Source organism: Bacillus sp. LNXM12-1 (genome assembly GCF_003004375.1).
Classification (GTDB): Bacteria; Bacillota; Bacilli; order Bacillales; family Bacillaceae; genus Bacillus.
This window is the reverse complement of sequence record NZ_PVWX01000004.1, coordinates 285,558-303,709: the sequence shown is the minus strand read 5'-3', so window position 1 is coordinate 303,709 and position 18,152 is coordinate 285,558. Positions and strand designations below refer to the sequence as shown.

The window sequence follows — 18,152 nt, the reverse complement described above, 5'->3', positions numbered from 1 at the left end:
AGGGATTTTTATGCACCAGATTCACTCTGTTCTTGCTGCGTGAGCTCTTCTAATCTTGTGACAATTCTTCGCTTTCGGTATTGCATCATGCCTGTTTCGGCAATACCTTTTAGTTGTGAGCGGTTGGAGACTGCGCCAAACAAAATGCCTGCTATGGGAACAAGCTGAAACAGTTTCTTCCAGCCAAACGAATCCCGGTAATTATACACCACTTCACGCCACCCTTGGATTTGGGAAATCATGTTTTCGTGCTTTCCTTCTGAAGCTTGATAGCTCCTCAGCTCTTTTAATATAGATTTCTTCCCCACCACATCAGCAGAGTTCAGCTGTAAGCATTTTATGATGAAGACCCGCTCTTCCTTGTTTTTAGGATCATAGCCATAGGTGACGGCAATATCCTGTAATGTTTTAAGGGAAAGACCCAGTACCGCAGGAATATCTGCTGCCAGCGTAAACATACCGCCGACACCAGTTGTCGCACCTTGTACCGTGGCGAGGTTCGTCCTGTTTTTCCCCATATGTTCACTAATGGCATCCATGATTTCAATAGGAGCTTTTTCAATATCTTCTATGCGCTGAATGGAATCATCAGCACATTTCTTTTGAAATTGATGGATGATGCCTTTTTCTGATGTCAAATAGGCACCGCCTGATTGAATGTAATGCCCCATTTCATCTAGCAGTACACCAATTTTTTTCTGAATAAAGGCAGGCGTCAGCTTGTCCAGCATTTGAAATGGAAGGCGGCTGAGTTTCTCCCAAAACCATACCTTTTGCTGGTCTTTCTCCCACTGTTCAATCTCCTTTAATTGTGCTTTTAGCCACTCTCTTTCCTCCATGCCATTTGCCTCCTTAGATGCCGCTCAAGTATTTGTTTGTTATTATACACAATCCTTGTTCATCATACGTATAGAACATTGAAGCGGTTTCGAAAGGTTTGAAACTTTTTCAAAACGGTTATTGCTTAATACACAAACAAAAAGAGGAGTGATCAACATGTTAGGATTTCTGATTTCATTAGTTGTGGCGATTGTCATCGGCCTTATTGGCAGTGCACTCGCTGGAGGTAGTGTACCAGGAGGATGGATCGGTTCAATGATTGCCGGGCTTGCAGGTGCTTGGATTGGTCATGGATTACTTGGAACGTGGGGTCCTAGTCTGGCAGGCTTTGCGATCTTTCCAGCAATCTTAGGAGCAGCGATCTTTGTCATTATCTTAAGCCTGATCTTCCGTAGTGTGGGATCAAGGGTATCTTAAAAAAAACGAATAACAGAGGAAGCAGTAGGGACACCGTCTAAGAGGCGGTGTTTTTTATGTGATGGATTGACAAGGTATCTATTTTTTTCACTTACATATGATAAACAAACCTATTAGTTCAGATAGTTGACTTTTCATGAAGATGGGCATATGATGATTAAAAATTGCATCAAGGAAACTTTTTGTGCCAAAGCAAAACTTTTGTAGAATCTAGGTGATGACATATGACAAACAAATACATCGAGGCACAGGCACACATGTCAGCGGCAGCTGAGCGTGCACTTGAAGGAAAGGTCAAAGGATTTAGAAGGCTCCTTCCTTTTCTCGGCCCTGCTTTTATCGCAGCCATTGCATATATTGATCCAGGAAATTTCGCCACCAACATTGCGGCTGGCTCCAAATACGGATATCTCCTTTTATGGGTCATTCTCATATCAAATCTCATGGCTTTGCTCATCCAGTCCTTATCCGCAAAGCTTGGAATCGCGACAGGTAAAAACTTACCTGAAATCGCACGTGAAGAGTTTCCAAAACCCGTTTCAATCGGTTTATGGATTCAGGGAGAGCTCGTCATTATTGCCACGGATTTAGCTGAGTTTATCGGGGCGGCACTTGGTTTATACTTGCTTTTTCGAATCCCTCTGCTTGAAGCATCTATTATCGCCGCTATCGGTTCATTTGCGATATTAGAGCTGCAAAGACGAGGCTATCGAGCATTAGAAGCAGGTATTACAGGCATGCTGTTCGTTGTCGTGATCGCTTTCGCTGTGCAAACCTTTGTCGCCAAACCAGATATCGCAAGTGTCGCTGGCGGACTGTTCATTCCAAAATTTGATGGCGCAGACAGCGTGCTGCTTGCAGCTGGAATTTTAGGCGCCACTGTGATGCCTCACGCAATCTACTTACATTCAGCTTTAACCCAAAGAAGAGTCGTCGGCAGAACGGAAAAGGAGAAAAAGCAGATTTTCCGCTTTGAGTTTTTAGATATCCTCATTGCGATGATAGTCGCCGGGGCCATCAATGCCAGCATGTTGATTGTGGCAGCCGCTTTATTTTATAAAAATGGTCTCTTTGTTGAAGATCTGGATGTTGCGTTTCAGCATTTTGATACACTCGCAGGGCCTGTATCAGCCATCTTATTTGGTGTAGGTCTGCTTGTAGCCGGACTATCCAGCTCTTCTGTTGGTACACTGTCAGGCGATATCATTATGCAGGGCTTTATTCAATACCGAATCCCGCTATATGTCCGCCGGCTGATTACCATCATTCCCCCTATTGCGATCATTGCATCTGGGGTGAACCCGACCTCCGCGCTTGTGATGAGTCAGGTCGTCTTATCCTTTGGTATTGCCTTTGCTTTAATTCCGCTCATTTTATTTACAAGTAAAAAGCGAATTATGGGCGAATTAACGAATGCCCGCTGGGTGACAGGAATATCTTGGGTGATAGCAGCTCTTGTTGTAGCACTTAATCTTTTCTTAATTGTAGATACGTTTATGTAAAAGACAGTGTTGAGCTGTCTTTTTCTTTCCATTTGGTTATGGTAGAATTCCCCTGAGAGGATGTGGGTTCATGTTTGTTTATCAGGATCAAGAGATATCCATGCGGCTGCTTGAGCCAAGAGACGCAAGAAGTCTGTATTTGCTCATTCAGCGGTCGAGAGAGCATTTACGTGAATGGATGCTTTGGGTGGATTCAACGCAGACAGAGGAAGACAGTATGGCGTTTATCCAAGGCGCCATGCAGCAAGCGATGCAGAACAACGGTTTTCAAGCGGGCATCTGGTCACATGGAGAACTCGTCGGCATCATTGGCACCCATCAAATTCATTGGATCAATAGGACCGTTTCAATCGGCTATTGGCTCGGAGAAGGCTATCAAGGAAAAGGCATCATGACAAAAGCCTGCCAAGCGGTCATTCGCTATTTATTTGAAGAGTGCGGACTGCACCGTATTGAGATTAGGGCTGCTGTCGACAATCAGAAAAGCAGACGCATTGCAGAGAGATTATCCTTTTCGCTTGAGGGAATATTAAGGCAATGTGAATGGCTGGGCAATCGCTTTACCGATCATTGTGTGTACGCCCTTTTACAGCCTGAATATATGAAACAAAAAACGTATTCGATGAATCAGCCTACTTAATTGTGTCGATTGCATGAATTATTTTACAAAGTGAAGCTTTGTAGTATCCGTTGTGATCGGCATCTGATAAAATAGAAGGAAAAATCGAGGTATGATGTATGTCTCTTATTATTTTATTTTACTTATGGATTGTCCCTTTGGTATTTGGTATTTTCTTCTCATTCCTAACAAAGAAAGCCACCTACAAACGCCGCTTTGTCCCATCCTATAGCATGGTAGGACTCAGCATCGTTTTTCTCATTCTGGCACTCGTCTTTTCAGCCAGCCATTTTCTATTTATTTGCGGTATGTTCCTATTTGCCACAACCCTTGTCGGCACAGGCATCCCTTTATTCTTAGCCTTTGGAAAAACACCATCCTAAACAAAAACCACCTTTTCGCGATGAAAGGTGGTTTCTTTTTTATTGAAGTGGCATTCGGTATGTCATCGTGGCATTTGGATGTTCTTCAATCGTCTTCATCATGTCTTGAAGAATCTCGGCTGCGCGATCATTTGAGTCATACTTGCCGAGCATCTTTGCCCAAGAAGTACTTCCCAAGATCATCCCTTCAATTTTTTTGCCGCTTACTGAGACTTCTTGGACATGAATCAGAGTTTGCTGGTTTTGTGTGAGGATCCATAGCATGGTTTTTTCTCCTTTTCAATTTGTAATGATTTCTACTTGATTTCTTCTCATTTTAAGCTTTTTTAACTGATATTTCATGTGACCATTGATCAATCATTGAATTTTTCAGCATATATTAAATCTGATTCACTAGGTTCTGCCTTATGCTCTTTCACATTACCCTCTTTATCATATTTTATGTAAGTCATCTCTCGGCCAGCAATACATTCACATTCATACTTTTTATTTCCATTCTCAAAAAACTCAACTTGATATCCCTCTGTAGCGTTCTTCCTCATATACCCTATTTTTTTCACACTGCCATTTGAGTAAAACTCCACATACTTCCCCTGTTTAATACCTTTCTCTACATAGAAATAACTTTCAATATGTCCGTTTTCGTACATATCATAGGCTAGTCCAGTAAATAGTTTTTCTTTCCCTCCTTGAGTATATTCTACAATCGCTAGTTCGTAGGGTCCCCCATACTCTAGAGACTTTTCAAACTCAATACCACTTTCTATAACTAACTTCTTTGTCAATATATCATTCAATATTAAAAACCCTTTCAGTTTCTAATTTTGAACAAAACGAAAACCAGCTGTAAATAATTATAATATCCGTTTTCACTTGCTCATGAGGTGGCTTCTAGCACTTTCTTTTGAAATTATAAAATTCTTTTAGTTTTGTATGTGGCGTTTATTTCAAAGAGTCTTTTAATAAATCAAAGTTCAATTCTTAATCGATCAATATAATTGATAAATTCTTCGTAAGAACTTTCTTGATAATTAAAAATTCCTTCACCATATTCATCACTATCGAATAATTACCTAAACTCCGATAAACACAAAAAACCTTTAAAGACATTTAGCCATTAAGGTTTTTGTATTTCATAACACTCTAATTCAATGCATCTTCTAATGTTTTCTTTTCATGTTCTAACATACCACTTATGAGAATACCACAAACTACTTCTTCTTTATCCAAAACAAATCCTACTGTATCATTTTGTAAAATAGACACTGCATCATTTTCTGAGAATGAAATTAATACCCTATCCTTCCCTATATATACGTCTAATTTACCTTTTTCGTCTATATAGGTATTATCATTAGATTCTTCTATCTGAAAACTCGGTACACCTTTAACCATATTTATATCTTCCATATCTAATTTCAAACTTTCCATTTTGTGTACATTTTCACTTAACGTTAGTGTAATTGAACGAATATTACCTGTATATTTCCCTAAACCTATTTCAATTAAAGATTTCTTGAAATCTCCAGTTCTCCAATATATCGTTGGCTCTTTTGATATATTCCAACTACCAAATTCTATATTAATCGGTGTATAAAGATCATATTCAATGTTTATAGGTTGACTGTCTTTATAATCTATTACTTTTAACATCATCATTTCTCCTTTTAAGGCATATACACAGCATGCTTTATTACTGGTAGTAATCCGTCTCCCCGGGGTTTACTAAATATTAATTCCCAATTACCTACCTTCATAATTTCTTCATATTTAATTCCTTGCTTAGCAGCATTGTTAACAGAGCTTTGGAAACTCGACAATAAAGTTTGACTATTTATCGGCATACCATGTGTAGTTGCTTCTCTAGTTATATACTCAACCATATGTTTTGTTCCATTAGGGTGCACCCAGAACTGTCCATCAACTGTTGCTAATTCAAAAGATTTTGGGATTTTTGTACCTTCATAAAGTGGTTGAGTAACTTTTATATTCCTCCACACTGTACCATTATCTACATTTTTAGCAGTACTTTTAACCCCCATCTTCCCATGAAACCCTTTCGCCCCAAACGGCAAAAGCATTCCAAGCGCTGCGTTCATGCTCGCTTCCTGCTGTTCTTTCGAGATCTTATTCCCAAACATATCACGCCCCGTAATCGCTTCGCTGAAGCCGTTGGTGGCGGTGAGACCATATAAGCCTTTTTGAGATGTTTTTAAGGCGTCAAAGGATTTTTGCGAGGTCTTGTAAATGTCGACTGCTCGTACTGCGGGTGACGTCGCTTGAGTCGTTTTATAAACGGCTTTTCCGCCTTTGAAAATGCGCCCTGCCCAGCCGACTATTGGAATGTAGCCTGCCGCTGCCATGCCGCCTGCGGCGACCCGCTGTCCTGCGGTGAATTCTTCCCCTGTGATTGGATCAACGCCAGTTGCGGCACGTTTTGCATCGTTCACACCTGTCAGCTCATTCACGATGTTCCCGCCATAATCGAGCGCTTTTTCATACCAAGGACGGTTGGCGAGGGCTTCTTGTTCCTTTGCGATCTCGCGGGCTTCTTCTTGTTCTTTTTTGATTTTGAGATATTCAGAAGTTTGCTTCTCAATATCGCTTTTTGCCTTGTAGATTTCGCTATTATGATACGCTTTCTTGTCAAAATTCATAGGCGAAATCGCTTTTCCGTCATTTGTGGCATTCATCATTTCTGCGTACAATGCCAATGTAGCCTGCTGCTCCGTTTCTGACAAAGCATATTCATCTTTTAAATTTTGATCAAGCTCTCTTAGGTCTTTTACTGTCTTTTTTCGCTCGTCTTCCGCATCTGCAATCTTTTCATCAAAGCTTTGACTATCAAATACTTCTAGAGAGATGAGGTCGTCGATGTCTTGAAAAATCGTTTTAAGCGCCTTTTTTTGATCCTTCACAATGCTTTTGGCATTTTTGATGCCCATATGTACAGCGTTGTCTAAAAAGTGTTCTTCTACAAAGGTATCGCCGCCAAAGCTTGTATCATCTAGTGTCCCAGAAACACCTTCATGGAACGCTTTTTGCTTATCAATGAAGCAGAGAAACATGTCTACATTTCCAGCCAGCTCTTTATAAAAGCTTTTAATGTTGTCGGCGCCTTTTCCAGTGAAATCATCACCGAGGTTTGCCATGCCTTGAAGTGTCTTTTTTAAATCTACCATTTGTTCGCGGAGTTCCTGGTAGTGTTTTGCCCTTGTGTCCGTGGCACTTGTTAGTGCTTTTGCATCAAGTATCTTGCCCAGAAGAAGTCACTCCCTCCATTATTGATCATAAAGTCTATTTTACCTTTCTCATCGAATTGGAAAAATAGGCTTTAAGTTACAAAATTAATTTCCAAATATTTTAATAGAGATGAAGGCAAGTGACAATTGAAATGATTTCCCTAATCATCACAAAAAAAAGTCAGCCTTCTTTTCAGAAGACCGACTACCTTGTGTTTAGAAAAAGCGTTTGAGGCTTTTCTTGAGTGGAGGGATATCCAGCTCACCTTTTTCAAAGAATTTTTTCAATAAATATTTACTGAAGCCTGCTGCTTGGGTGTACGTGATTTTTCCAGGTAACGGGGGTTCATTGGCGACAGTGACATCAATAATGACTGGTTTATCCGATTGAAGGGCTGTATCAAAGGCTGGAGCTAGTTCTTCATGTGATGACACGGAGATTCCTTTGCCGCCACATGCTTCTGCAAACTTAGCAAAATCAATATCCTCTAGCTCTATACCATAATTGATGTTTCCTTTTACCTGTTGCTCATATTCAATCATTCCTAAATTGTTGTTGTTTAAAATCACGACAACGATCGGCAGCTTATATTTTACAGCTGTCACAAAGTCTTGCATGACCATTGTGAAGCCTCCATCACCACAGACAGCAATGGCTTGTCGGTTCGGTTCATTTAACTTAGCCGAAATCGCACCAGGTAAACCACAGCCCATTGTGGCAAGCCAGCTGGAGATAATGAAATCCTGCTGTTTCATTTCGAAATGACGTGCCATCCAGACCGTCACATTACCAACATCAACTGAAAGAATGGCGTCGTCCTCGACTGCTTCTTCTAGTCTAGCAATGACTTGCTGTGGTTTAATCGGTGAAGTAGCAACGGATTTTTCCTTATCCATTTCTTCTCGCCACTTCATCATATGCTCTGTACAAGCTTCAAGAAAACCACGCTGCTCTTTATATTCAATGTAGGAAGTCAGTTCATGCAAACCACTCTTGCTGTCGCTCACGATTCCCACATCTACCGGATATCTTTTACCGATTTGATCTGGTTTAATATCCAGTTGAATGGCTGGCGTGTCCTCTGGTAAGTAGTCTCTATATGGAAAGGAGGTTCCAAGCATAATTAAGAGATCACATTCTTCCATCGCTTCATATGCCGGCTTCGTTCCAATTTGACCTAGGTTACCTAAAAAGTATGGATGCCTGTCTGGCACAACCCCTTTTGCAGGGAGTGTGATGACGATAGGAGCAGCTGCCTTTTCTGCAAATGAAAGAAGCTCTTCTTTTGCATGTCTTAATCCTTTACCTGCTAAGATGACTGGCTTCTTCGCATTGTTAATCAGCTGAGCTGCCTTTAGCAGTTGATCTTTCTTTGGCCGTACTTCTCCCTCCACATAAAGAGGAGATGTATAAACGGGTTTACGCTTAATTTTTTGAGAAAATAAGTCATCCGATACGGTGAGAACTGCCACACCTTTATGGGTATAAGCTGCTTTGATGGCTTGATTCAATAAGTCAGGCAGCGCTTCTGCCGTCTGTACCTGCTGATTAAAGACAGCGACATCATCAAACATCCGCTCTAATTTGATTTCTTGGAATGCGCCTCTGCCTACTTCGGCCGAAGCAACCTGTCCTGCAATTGCTAAAACTGGTGCACCATCTGCTTTTGCATCATATAGTCCATTTAATAAGTGGACAGCACCCGGCCCAGCGATTGATAAGCAGACACCGAGTTTACCTGTTAGTTTGGCATCAGCCGCCGCTGAAAGTGCTGCCACTTCTTCATGTCTCGTTTGTATAAATTGTATTTGGCTTGATTCATGCCTAAGTTCTTCAATCAATTCGTTTATGCTGTCGCCGGGCATTCCATAAATATGTTTCACGCCCCACTCTTCCAGTAGCGCTGTTACTTCTTTTCCTGCGGTTCTTTGCGGCATGTGAGAAAACTCCTTTTTTCTTACTCCATACCACCGCATCCTTTTAATCAAACGTTTCAACTTGCTTTTGCTACTTTTTAAAATGATATGGGAGGGTCGCCACCACAATATCACGCTTCCATAATAGGCGGAATCTTAATAAAAAGGCAGATTGATTATGCAAAATGGTGTGCCATCTTTTTTTCGGGATAAATTGAGGCACGAGCACCATCACTTTATATTGATGCGCATTTGCTTTTGCCTCAATGGTTTCAAGAAATTTATCAAGCGGGTGAATGAGGCTTCGATAGGAAGAATGCAGCATCACAAGCCGTACACCGCTGTTTAGTTTTTCCCAATCCTCTTCAATTTTCTTATCCTTTTCTTTATCAAAGGATACATGAACCGCTATGACTTGATCTGACAAAGACCTTGCATATTGGACAGATTGTTCGACGACACGTGTTACACCTGCTATCGGTACGATGACCACATTCCCTTTAATCTCAACAGGCTCTGTTTCATTCAATAAACGCAGTTGTTCTCCAACAGACAGGTAATGCTTTTTAATGGAATGAAAGATAAATAGAACAATAGGCATGAAAACAAATACTGGCCATACGAGATGGAACTTGGTCAAAATGAGCATCATGAAAACTGTAAAAGAAATCAGTGCTCCGACGATATTGATTGGCATTTTCGTTTTCCAACCCTGCGGTTTTTCACGAATCCACTTCACACACATGCCGGTCTGCGACAGAGTAAATGGAATGAAAACACCGACAGCATATAGCGGGATAAGGTGTTCTGTTTTTCCATCAAACAACCAGATGAGCAGCATAGAGGCTACGCCTAGAAAGATAATGCCATTAGAGTAACCAAGCCGGTCTCCTCTTACAGTAAACATACGCGGCATATACTTATCCTTTGCTAAATTGACAGCCAATAACGGAAAGGCTGAAAAGCCGGTATTTGCCGCTAATATTAGGATTAGCGCTGTGACTGCCTGTATCACGTAATAGAAAAACGTACGCCCAAAAGTGTCTGATGCAATTTGTGATACAACCGTTTCTTCTGGCTTTGGCGAGATGCCGAAACCAAACGCAAGTAATGTGACTCCCACAAATAAAACAGCTAATAATCCACCCATCATCAATAATGTTCTTGCTGCATTTTGAGCAGCCGGTTTTTTAAAGGATGGAATGGTATTTGAAATGGCTTCTACTCCAGTCAGAGCAGAACAGCCAGATGAAAAAGCTTTTAATAACAGAAATAATGTAATGCCTTGTACGTGCGTGCCTACCGCTGTATGCTCAGGTGCTGGTGGTACGCCTCCTGTTAATAATTTGAAGCCACCTACTCCAATTAAGATAAGGAGTGAAAATACAAACAAGTATACAGGATAAGCCAGGATAGATGCCGATTCTGTCAATCCACGAAGGTTGAGCACCATAATCACGATGACCAATACAATTGAGATCAAAACATGATATGGATATAGTGCTGGAAAAGCCGATGTGATGGCATCAGTACCCGCTGATATGCTCACTGCTACAGTCAAAATATAGTCTACAAGCAATGACCCACCAGCGATCAATCCTGGTTTTTCACCTAGGTTTCTGCTAGAGACGACATATGCCCCGCCGCCTTCTGGATAAGCATAAATGATCTGGCGGTAAGATAGAATTAACGCCATTAAAAGAATTAATACACAACCTGCAATCGGGAGTGAGTACCAAAATGCTGCTGCACTAACGACAGAAAGAACAATTAAGATTTGTTCTGTACCGTATGCCACTGATGACAATGCGTCCGATGACAATAATGCCAACGCTTTGATTTTTGATAGTTTTTGTTCTCCTGCTGCTTGTGATTTTAATGGTTTACCAATTAAAATACGCTTCATCAAACTGTACATGTGATGCCCGCTCCTTTAGTGTCAAACGATTTAAGTTGCAAAAGATGGATCGCCAAAAAGACACAGAGGCAATAGAATGCCCCTGTGCCTATTCTTTAGATCACAGGTTGGTCTTTGCTCTCTTTAACGCTTACGAGGTTAGCTGACGGATTCGAGCGCATGAGACTTTGCCCTACCTAAAAAGGATTCACCCCACGTGGTGCCTTGCACCACAATTGGTTCCCCCGCTCATCGAAATGATTCAGCGATTGGTCTTTTATAAAAGAGATCATACTCCCGTTTGACACCAAAGTAAAGAGATTTTTTCGAGGTCTTTTGACCGTTTATTCATCAGTCTTTTTGCGGTTTTTTCGTACGAAATAAACAATCATCAAAGCGACAAAAATGATCAGTACAGCGATACAGGCAAAGTAAATCCAAGACTCACCGCCGCCTTGCTTTTCACCTTTTTTAAGATCATTTTTTGCATTGCTGACTGTTTGATTGTTAGAAAACATATCTTTGTTCTTGCTTTCTATTGCAACTGTTGCGGTCTCCGTATTTGTTTGAAGGAAACGTATCACTTCATTTGATACATCAGCGTCAGCTGCCATCATTCCTGCAAAAACGGTCATGGTTTGTTCTTTATTCCATACAGATGGCTGCGTCCATACAATACGAGCTGTTGTTTCGTTGATCATGCCAAATGAGGATACATCATATTGAGCCTTTTTCGCCGGAACGATGAGATCGTCTGCTTTTTCTTTTAAAAGAGAGAATGTCTGGATGCCCCCGATAAAAATGAGAGAGTTATTTTTCAATTGTTCATTTGTCACATTCGATGCTTCGATCAAATGATATTGAGCAGCTTCCGGCTGACTAAATGATTCTGTCAGCATCGCCATTTGATTGATCGTTGCTTGATTGATTTGATCTGGCATAATGATCAATGTGTTTCCTTGCTGCGTTTTTGAAGTGTAAGGAAGCGGCCATGCGGCTAAATCCGGTGTATCACTATTTGTTCCTTCTGGTATTTGAAGAGAGCTGTTCTTGTCAATGTAAATCCAGCCTTCTTCATCCGTATGTCTGCACGATTCCATGCTTTTAAAACCCGTTGTGACAAATTGCAAGTCCACATACTCGTTCTTTTGAAGTACTTGCGAGTCTACTGGAATGGACACATGATAGAATCCATTCTCATCTTTGTTTCCTAGTTTTGTTAACGGTATGTCGTGCGGTTCGTTATTGATCATCACTGTTAGACGTTCCGCTTTGTTCGCTGGATCCGATTTTTTAAATGATAGATTTAGTTTTGCACCTGATTTTTGTTGAGCGATTAATGCTTTCGGATAATAGTAGTGATCAGATGCCGTCTTTTTGGTTCCAACTGTGACATCATCTCCGCCAAAATCTATTAAACGAATATGATGCGATGGCTTAGAAGCATTAGCTGTCACCTTTTGCAGCAGCAAGTCGGTACCAGTGAGCTGACCCGTCAGTTCTGGTTGAGTCAGGACATTGATTTTTTCAGCAATTGTCCTTGGCTGTTCAGCAGAGACAAATAAAATGGGCTGTTCTTTTTTCTTTGCTGTCAGGGTTCTCACCGCTAACGTAAGTTGATTGCTTTCTGTTTTAATGCCCGCAGCTTGCTCGATCGATTTCATACGTCCTTTCCAGCTTCCTTTTGCTCCCACAGCAATGGTTGGATGCGCAATTTGCTTGAGGTCCTTTTCTTGAACGAGTTTGAGGTCTGCTAGACGGTCTTTGTTTTTCAACGTACGATAGATTTTCATAGCCGCTTCTAATTCAGCCGCTTCCGGTGTATTTGGAATCACAATATCTGTTTGTTCTTTCTGCTCACCTGATGGAATAAAAGGTGAAGGGAAGCTGTCTAACGTCACGTCTTTCGTTTGAGCTCCTTTGAACGCCAGCTCACTTTCAGGATATACTTTCAGCCAATTGGCAGGTGTCTCTTGGTTGATACACACACCTTCTTTTAACACACCATAAAATGCGAGCTGAATTTGATGAGATCCTTTTTTCAATTGCGCTTTGTTCAATTTGATTTGAATCGATTTTTTTTGGTTTTTCCCTGATACAGGGATTGTCTTTTCAATCTCTCCATCGATCATCACTGTGAAAGACGATGGCGAAATGAGTAATGGTGAAGCCTCTATATTTAATGTAAGAGTGCTAGACTCTACTTTTTCTTTCTCCATTTGATAGGAAAATTCAGTGCGGTCTTCTTGTCCATACAAGGTCACCACATCTTCTGATAGATGCTGCGTTTCTGTTTGACTTCCTTTTGATGAGCGAACCCAATCGTCTTTCACTTGTACTCGATTGGATTGCGCCATTGCTTGACTTGCCATGAAAAAAGGCTGAATGGCAAGGGATAGCGCTAATATAAAAATCATCCATTTGACCGATTTCAATTTGTCACCCGCTTTTCTTTTGTTGTTGATCGTAACGCTCCGTTTTGTACCATTTCACTTCTTGTTTCAATAATCGGCTCTTCACCTCTACACATAAGGAGTACACGACAAGCGCAATCCATACTTGAGAATAGGTGAAGTACATGAGGACCACAATGAGAATGTTTTGTTTGGTGAGCTCTGTTTTCTCAATACTTAATGTAATCATCACTTCTGTTAGAAAGAGGAAGAAGGCTAATCCCCACAGGATCAGTGCGACAGCCCCTACAGATAAGTGAAGGTCAACAAATAGGTTCACAATAAAGATGCCATTTGAGAGCAGAACACCGAAGAAAAATAAGAAATACGTAAAGAAGAAATAAAACAAATCGAAAATCATTCGTTTTCGTTTCAGCTTCATAAACTGTCTTAAAAATTTGAGTACAACATATTGATTACCTCTAGCCCAGCGCGTTCTTTGCCGCCACCAGACCTTCCATGTCTCAGGCTCTTGTTCCCATGTGATCGCAGCTGGGAAAAATCGAATCACATATCCAAGGTTATACACACGGATCGTTAATTCGGTGTCCTCGGCCAAAGCTTGGACATCCCAGCCGCCGAGTTCTTCTAAAATGTGCCTGCGGATAGCGAAGTTGGTGCCTGGTATTGTCGCAATCCCAAACCACTTCCATCTCCCGCCCTGCGCCATCCATTGGAAGCAGATGGTCTCAATATTAATAAATTTGGTCAGCAAATTTTGGGCTGCATTGATCACTCTGAATTTCCCGACAACGGCGCCTGCTTTTGGATCATTCAATAACCCAAGAACCAAATGATAGACAGCCTTTTGTTCCGGCATGTTATCTGCATCGTATACGCAAATCACTTCTCCTGTCGAAGCCTTCAATCCTTCATTCAGTGCAGTAGATTTTCCCTTCCCTGCAAATGGCGGCTTCGTTTCAATCATATGGACATGATCATATTGCTCACTGAATGATTGCACAATATCTCCTGTGCGATCAGAGGAATTGTCATTAATCACAATGATTTCAAGGAGGTGTTTAGGATAAGATAGCTGGACCATCGCTTTTAACGTCTGCCGAATGACAATTTCTTCATTATGAGCAGGAATCAGGATACTGACGGTTGGCAGCTCTTTCCCTTGTTTTGACCATTTAGGCAGCACTTTTTCATAGGTGAGGTAATGCTGAAAGCCGCCCTGCATGAGAAACATGTGGTATAGGAGCATAGTCCAAATCAGTAGTAATGAAAGATAAAATAAGACATCAGCCACCTAATTTTCTCTCCTTAAAAATTCGTTTTTTCATTGTCAGTCTTAAATACAATGTGTATAAAGCAAATGCCGCAATAAATAGCATCACCACGACTGTAAGAATTCGCAGCATATTTTCCATGCCACTTCGTTTGATTGTTTTTGTTTCGGCGATGTTGGATTCCTCTACTTGAATATGTCCATTCCGTGATGTTTGGATTTTTACATGTGCAGTTTGGACCGTCTGTTTTGTTTTTTTTACATCCAGCCATTCGCTAGAAGGGATTGCCTCCATCTGTGTGATCAAATCCTGTAATCCTGCTAGCCCCAACTCCATGTCATAGGACAGGCCCATTGCGGCTGATTGCAGATGCTGCACGGATTGAATCGTCTGTTCAGTTAAAACATTTGAACCTTCTTTATTAGACGCTTGCTCAACTTGCTGCTGAGGATATAAAGTCATGCCATGTAACATGGCAGGAGACGTCACAAGCGGCGATGCGCTGACTGATTTCCAAGTGCGGTCTGACAGCTGCACCTGTCCAAATAGACTGGACACATGCTTTGAAATTACTTCATACCCTTGTTGTGATATCGCATCATGCGGCACCTCAAACGCAAGAGGATATAAGCCTTGCCTAGCAAGAAGCTCAATGCCCTTTGTCAGTTTTTCTTCTGTATAGGCGATTTCTTGCTGCTGATACGATTTGGTATACGTATGAAAGTCTTTTTCATTTGGGAATTGGCTTTTACTTTGTTTCTTCTCAGCTTTTTTGGGGTCATTTGACGCGATGGGCTGATCATATTTTGCATCCCAGAACTCAAATCCCTGACCAGATTCCTCCGTTCGATACGTACGGCTAAAGCCATGAAGAATGATACTCGCTCCATTTTCTTGCATTTGTTTTAACACATTCACGAGCTTCGGGCGGTCACTCAGTGTGACTTCATCACCTGTTGCTCGATCTATCCAAACAGGGGTCACTGCAATTTGATAAGGAATATGCTGTGCGGATACGTATTGTCCAAGTTCAAGCAGCTTTTTCTCATCACTTGCTGGGCTGATGTTCCCGAGCATTAAGTATTTTGTCGCCATTTGCGCAGAAGATGGCATGTATTTTTCTAGCACTTCTGCAAGAAGCTTGTTGTGTTGCATGACATCTAAGATACCGATATATGCTGCACCTTCTTTTGTTTGAGTCACAAATGGCAGATCAGATTGACGTTTCTTCACTAGAAATTCATTTTCCAAGTCCGCCCCTCGAACCGTTAACACATTGATACTTCTCTCTAGCTGACGGTATGTCTGATCATGTGTATGTTTCAATTGACTGATATGATCTTGTTTGTGAAAAGTAAGCTTGGAGAATGGGCGAAGCTGTTCCGCATTGTATCCAATGGCGATGAATTGCTGTGATTCGTTCATCGCACGAATGGTTTGTTTTGACAAGGTTCTCTTTATTTCACCAAGATAAATGACTTGCTGAAATTCATTGATCCTCTTTTCAGCCAAATGTTCATCGGATACAATCGTCGTCTGTTTTGAAAAATGACCGGCGAGTAGATCCAGCATATGAACGGCTGGAGTCACTTCCCCAGATGGTGTGGAATAAACGATCAGTGTATTTGGCTGCGTGACAAGAGCATCGGCTGAAGTAATGTGTTTAAACGAAAGAATCGTAAAAAGCGTGATCATCAAACAACATTTCATCAAAGAATTACAGTTCATTCATCATCATCTCTTTTTCTAGTTCTTTTAAAAACTGCTGTGGCGTACGATAATCCGAGCTGCTTGTTAAATGACAGACATGAAATGTCAAGGTCACTTCACGACCGTTTAATAGGACATGCGTTTGCAATTTACCCTTTAGCTTATCAAGGACAACTGACACATTTTCTTCTGGTGTATGAGTTAACAGCAAGCCTATTCGCTCTTCGGATAATCGAAATTTCTTATCGGTTTCTCTTACGCTTTCACGAATCTTGAGACTTAATTGCTGAAATAGGTGCTGCATTTCTTTTTCTCCATATAACGATTTGAATTCCGCTGCGTAATTCATATGAAGAAGGATAAAGACAAATGGCTGTTTGTACCGTTCTGCCCGTTTCATTTCCTCAGACAATTCGAGCTTCATCCGCTCAGCATTGTCAAATCCTGTTGTCGAGTCAATCGCCACAAATTGTTTGATGGCCTGCTTTTGTTGTTCAATGGTGTGACGCAGCGTATTAATCCGTTCATGCAAGCTTCCCGCTGAAATAGCGAAAAAAAGAAGTGCTACGCCCCAAATCACTACATCTTGCAATGTTTGATTTGAAAAAAGGGAATTTTCATGGCCAAGCTCTGTAAAGAACATGGCGCTTCCTATAAAGAACAAAATCAGTAAGGTGAAAATTAATGCTGGTAGGATACCAAATAAAATACCGCAGCCTAACACGACAAATGTCAGTGCGATGATCATAAAGCTCTCTGCATCTTGTACGTTAAGGTAGCCCATAAACAAAATAAGGCCTGCAAACGTGAGGAGCAGAGAATAGTACAAGCGATACGTGTTACTGAACAACCGATTCATTTAGGAGCTCCCTTTCTGCAATTAGAGGCAATAAGTTATCAAATGAGTGTGTCTCTTTTTCGTTCATGTATCCTCCGTAATAAGGCTTGAGAGGATCTTGGGTTTGTAATTCTTTCATGCGTTGATAGACAGTCTTTGCGAATTTCAGCTCATTTTGTTTAAGGGCATACAAAATGACGAGTGCATATACCGAAGGCGATTCATATGTGACAGATGGCTGCAATGTGCTCAGTTTGTATCTTCCGTACAGTTTTCCTTCTTGTTTAAACGACGTTTTAAGCCATTTCATGATCTCGGACGTATTTACCTTTGCATGGTGTGCATGTAAAGCTGTATAAAGTTGATCGATCATATTAATTTCTTGGTCGAATGAATATGTTTTTTTCTTTATGTCATAGGACTTAGGAAAGAATCCTTTTTTTCTCGGTGCTTGTTTTAGAATGGCTAATTGGTTACTGGTCATTTGTTTCGTGAATATTTGGAGGGATTCCAATTCTTTGATTGCTTTTGGATCTATATAAGAGAGTGTGATTGTGTGTGAAGTTCGATTTGTTGATGCATCATAGTAATCGGACAATATGCCTTTGAACATGTTTTTTTCTTTTAACGCTTGAGCGATTTCTTTTGCTGTCGTTTGATACGCTGACTTCTTCCACAAACGATTTGCCTTTTGAAGTGCCGCCACTACACGTAAATCATCAACTAAAGCATTGGCCTTACTTTTTTGTTCAGATTCAATTTGCCAGCTGAGAAGATGATGGTCAAGTAAAAATTGATCTTGTAAAACACTCAACTGTTGGTCAAATAAATTTTGATCTTTTTTTCGAACAAGATAATCCATCCAAAGTCCAAGTGATTCAGATAAGTAGATATGTTCCTCTGCAAAAGAGGTACGAATCAAGCCTTCATCTGTCATTAAGTGGTGAGTGATAAAATATTCTCCAGGCAAAACAGGCTGTGTTGATACTGGATCAGCTGATTCTTCCTGCTGTTTCCAGGTACATCCGCCTAGTAGAATGACAATGAGTAAAACAATTGCTGTACGATATATGCGTGTATGCATTCGTGTCCCCTTTCA

Annotated in this window: 16 protein-coding genes and 1 riboswitch; of the genes, 4 read left to right on the top strand and 12 right to left on the bottom strand. The window is 41.0% G+C overall.

The annotated features are described in order from the left end of the window. Positions 1 to 8: 8 nt before the first annotated feature. Positions 9 to 839 (bottom strand): EcsC family protein, encoded by an 831-nt coding sequence (locus tag C6Y07_RS16070; protein WP_106037118.1) that lies wholly within the window; start codon positions 837 to 839, stop codon positions 9 to 11. Positions 840 to 996: 157 nt separating this feature from the next. Here C6Y07_RS16070 and C6Y07_RS16065 point away from each other — a divergent pair, with 157 nt between their 5' ends. The 4 genes from C6Y07_RS16065 to C6Y07_RS16050 all read left to right on the top strand — a co-directional run bounded on the left by C6Y07_RS16065 (position 997) and on the right by C6Y07_RS16050 (position 3,761). Continuing rightward, the gene (locus C6Y07_RS16065) at positions 997 to 1,257 is read left to right on the top strand and encodes a GlsB/YeaQ/YmgE family stress response membrane protein (protein ID WP_034663984.1); all 261 of its coding nucleotides are present in this window, start codon (positions 997 to 999) and stop codon (positions 1,255 to 1,257) included. 224 nt (positions 1,258 to 1,481) lie between these two features. Then, positions 1,482 to 2,759 carry an Nramp family divalent metal transporter gene (locus C6Y07_RS16060; protein WP_106037117.1) on the top strand — a complete coding sequence of 426 codons (1,278 nt, stop codon included), beginning with the start codon at positions 1,482 to 1,484 and terminating at the stop codon, positions 2,757 to 2,759. Positions 2,760 to 2,829: 70 nt separating this feature from the next. Beyond that, entirely contained in the window at positions 2,830 to 3,399 is a 570-nt protein-coding gene (locus C6Y07_RS16055) for a GNAT family N-acetyltransferase (protein ID WP_034663987.1), read from the top strand. A 98-nt stretch (positions 3,400 to 3,497) separates the two neighbouring features. Further along, on the top strand, positions 3,498 to 3,761 hold the full coding sequence (locus C6Y07_RS16050; protein ID WP_034663988.1) for a hypothetical protein: 264 nt from the start codon (positions 3,498 to 3,500) through the stop codon (positions 3,759 to 3,761). Positions 3,762 to 3,800: 39 nt separating this feature from the next. On the opposite strand, the gene C6Y07_RS16045 is transcribed toward C6Y07_RS16050, so the two are convergent. The 11 genes from C6Y07_RS16045 to C6Y07_RS15995 form a co-directional block, all read right to left on the bottom strand. Beyond that, positions 3,801 to 4,025, bottom strand: coding sequence for a hypothetical protein (locus C6Y07_RS16045; RefSeq protein WP_003214145.1), 225 nt, complete (start codon positions 4,023 to 4,025; stop codon positions 3,801 to 3,803). Positions 4,026 to 4,114: 89 nt separating this feature from the next. After that, on the bottom strand, positions 4,115 to 4,561 hold the full coding sequence (locus C6Y07_RS16040; RefSeq protein ID WP_034663991.1) for a toxin-antitoxin system YwqK family antitoxin: 447 nt from the start codon (positions 4,559 to 4,561) through the stop codon (positions 4,115 to 4,117). A 343-nt stretch (positions 4,562 to 4,904) separates the two neighbouring features. After that, positions 4,905 to 5,414, bottom strand: coding sequence for a hypothetical protein (locus tag C6Y07_RS16035; RefSeq protein WP_060595579.1), 510 nt, complete (start codon positions 5,412 to 5,414; stop codon positions 4,905 to 4,907). Between the two features lie 14 nt (positions 5,415 to 5,428). Continuing rightward, positions 5,429 to 7,024, bottom strand: a complete 1,596-nt coding sequence (locus C6Y07_RS16030; RefSeq protein ID WP_106157044.1) for a ribonuclease YeeF family protein — start codon at positions 7,022 to 7,024, stop codon at positions 5,429 to 5,431. A gap of 195 nt (positions 7,025 to 7,219) precedes the next feature. Next, positions 7,220 to 8,941, bottom strand: a complete 1,722-nt coding sequence (locus C6Y07_RS16025; protein WP_060595578.1) for a pyruvate oxidase — start codon at positions 8,939 to 8,941, stop codon at positions 7,220 to 7,222. Positions 8,942 to 9,011: 70 nt separating this feature from the next. Next, a complete protein-coding gene (locus tag C6Y07_RS16020; RefSeq protein ID WP_106072294.1) occupies positions 9,012 to 10,838 on the bottom strand; it encodes an APC family permease in 1,827 nt (608 codons plus the stop codon). A 112-nt stretch (positions 10,839 to 10,950) separates the two neighbouring features. Then, a riboswitch (cyclic di-AMP (ydaO/yuaA leader) is annotated at positions 10,951 to 11,095 on the bottom strand. Between the two features lie 66 nt (positions 11,096 to 11,161). Further along, on the bottom strand, positions 11,162 to 13,252 hold the full coding sequence (locus C6Y07_RS16015; protein WP_106157042.1) for a cellulose biosynthesis cyclic di-GMP-binding regulatory protein BcsB: 2,091 nt from the start codon (positions 13,250 to 13,252) through the stop codon (positions 11,162 to 11,164). A 4-nt stretch (positions 13,253 to 13,256) separates the two neighbouring features. After that, complete coding sequence (locus C6Y07_RS16010) at positions 13,257 to 14,480, bottom strand: glycosyltransferase family 2 protein (protein ID WP_374955738.1); 1,224 nt, start codon at positions 14,478 to 14,480, stop codon at positions 13,257 to 13,259. Positions 14,481 to 14,517: 37 nt separating this feature from the next. Further along, the gene (locus tag C6Y07_RS16005) at positions 14,518 to 16,233 is read right to left on the bottom strand and encodes a DUF2334 domain-containing protein (protein WP_060595575.1); all 1,716 of its coding nucleotides are present in this window, start codon (positions 16,231 to 16,233) and stop codon (positions 14,518 to 14,520) included. Next, positions 16,223 to 17,074 (bottom strand): GGDEF domain-containing protein, encoded by an 852-nt coding sequence (locus tag C6Y07_RS16000; RefSeq protein WP_066031302.1) that lies wholly within the window; start codon positions 17,072 to 17,074, stop codon positions 16,223 to 16,225. Before C6Y07_RS16000 ends, C6Y07_RS16005 begins: the two co-directional genes overlap by 11 nt. Next, positions 17,055 to 18,137 carry a glycosyl hydrolase family 8 gene (locus tag C6Y07_RS15995; RefSeq protein ID WP_106157040.1) on the bottom strand — a complete coding sequence of 361 codons (1,083 nt, stop codon included), beginning with the start codon at positions 18,135 to 18,137 and terminating at the stop codon, positions 17,055 to 17,057. Before C6Y07_RS15995 ends, C6Y07_RS16000 begins: the two co-directional genes overlap by 20 nt. Positions 18,138 to 18,152 lie beyond the last annotated feature (15 nt).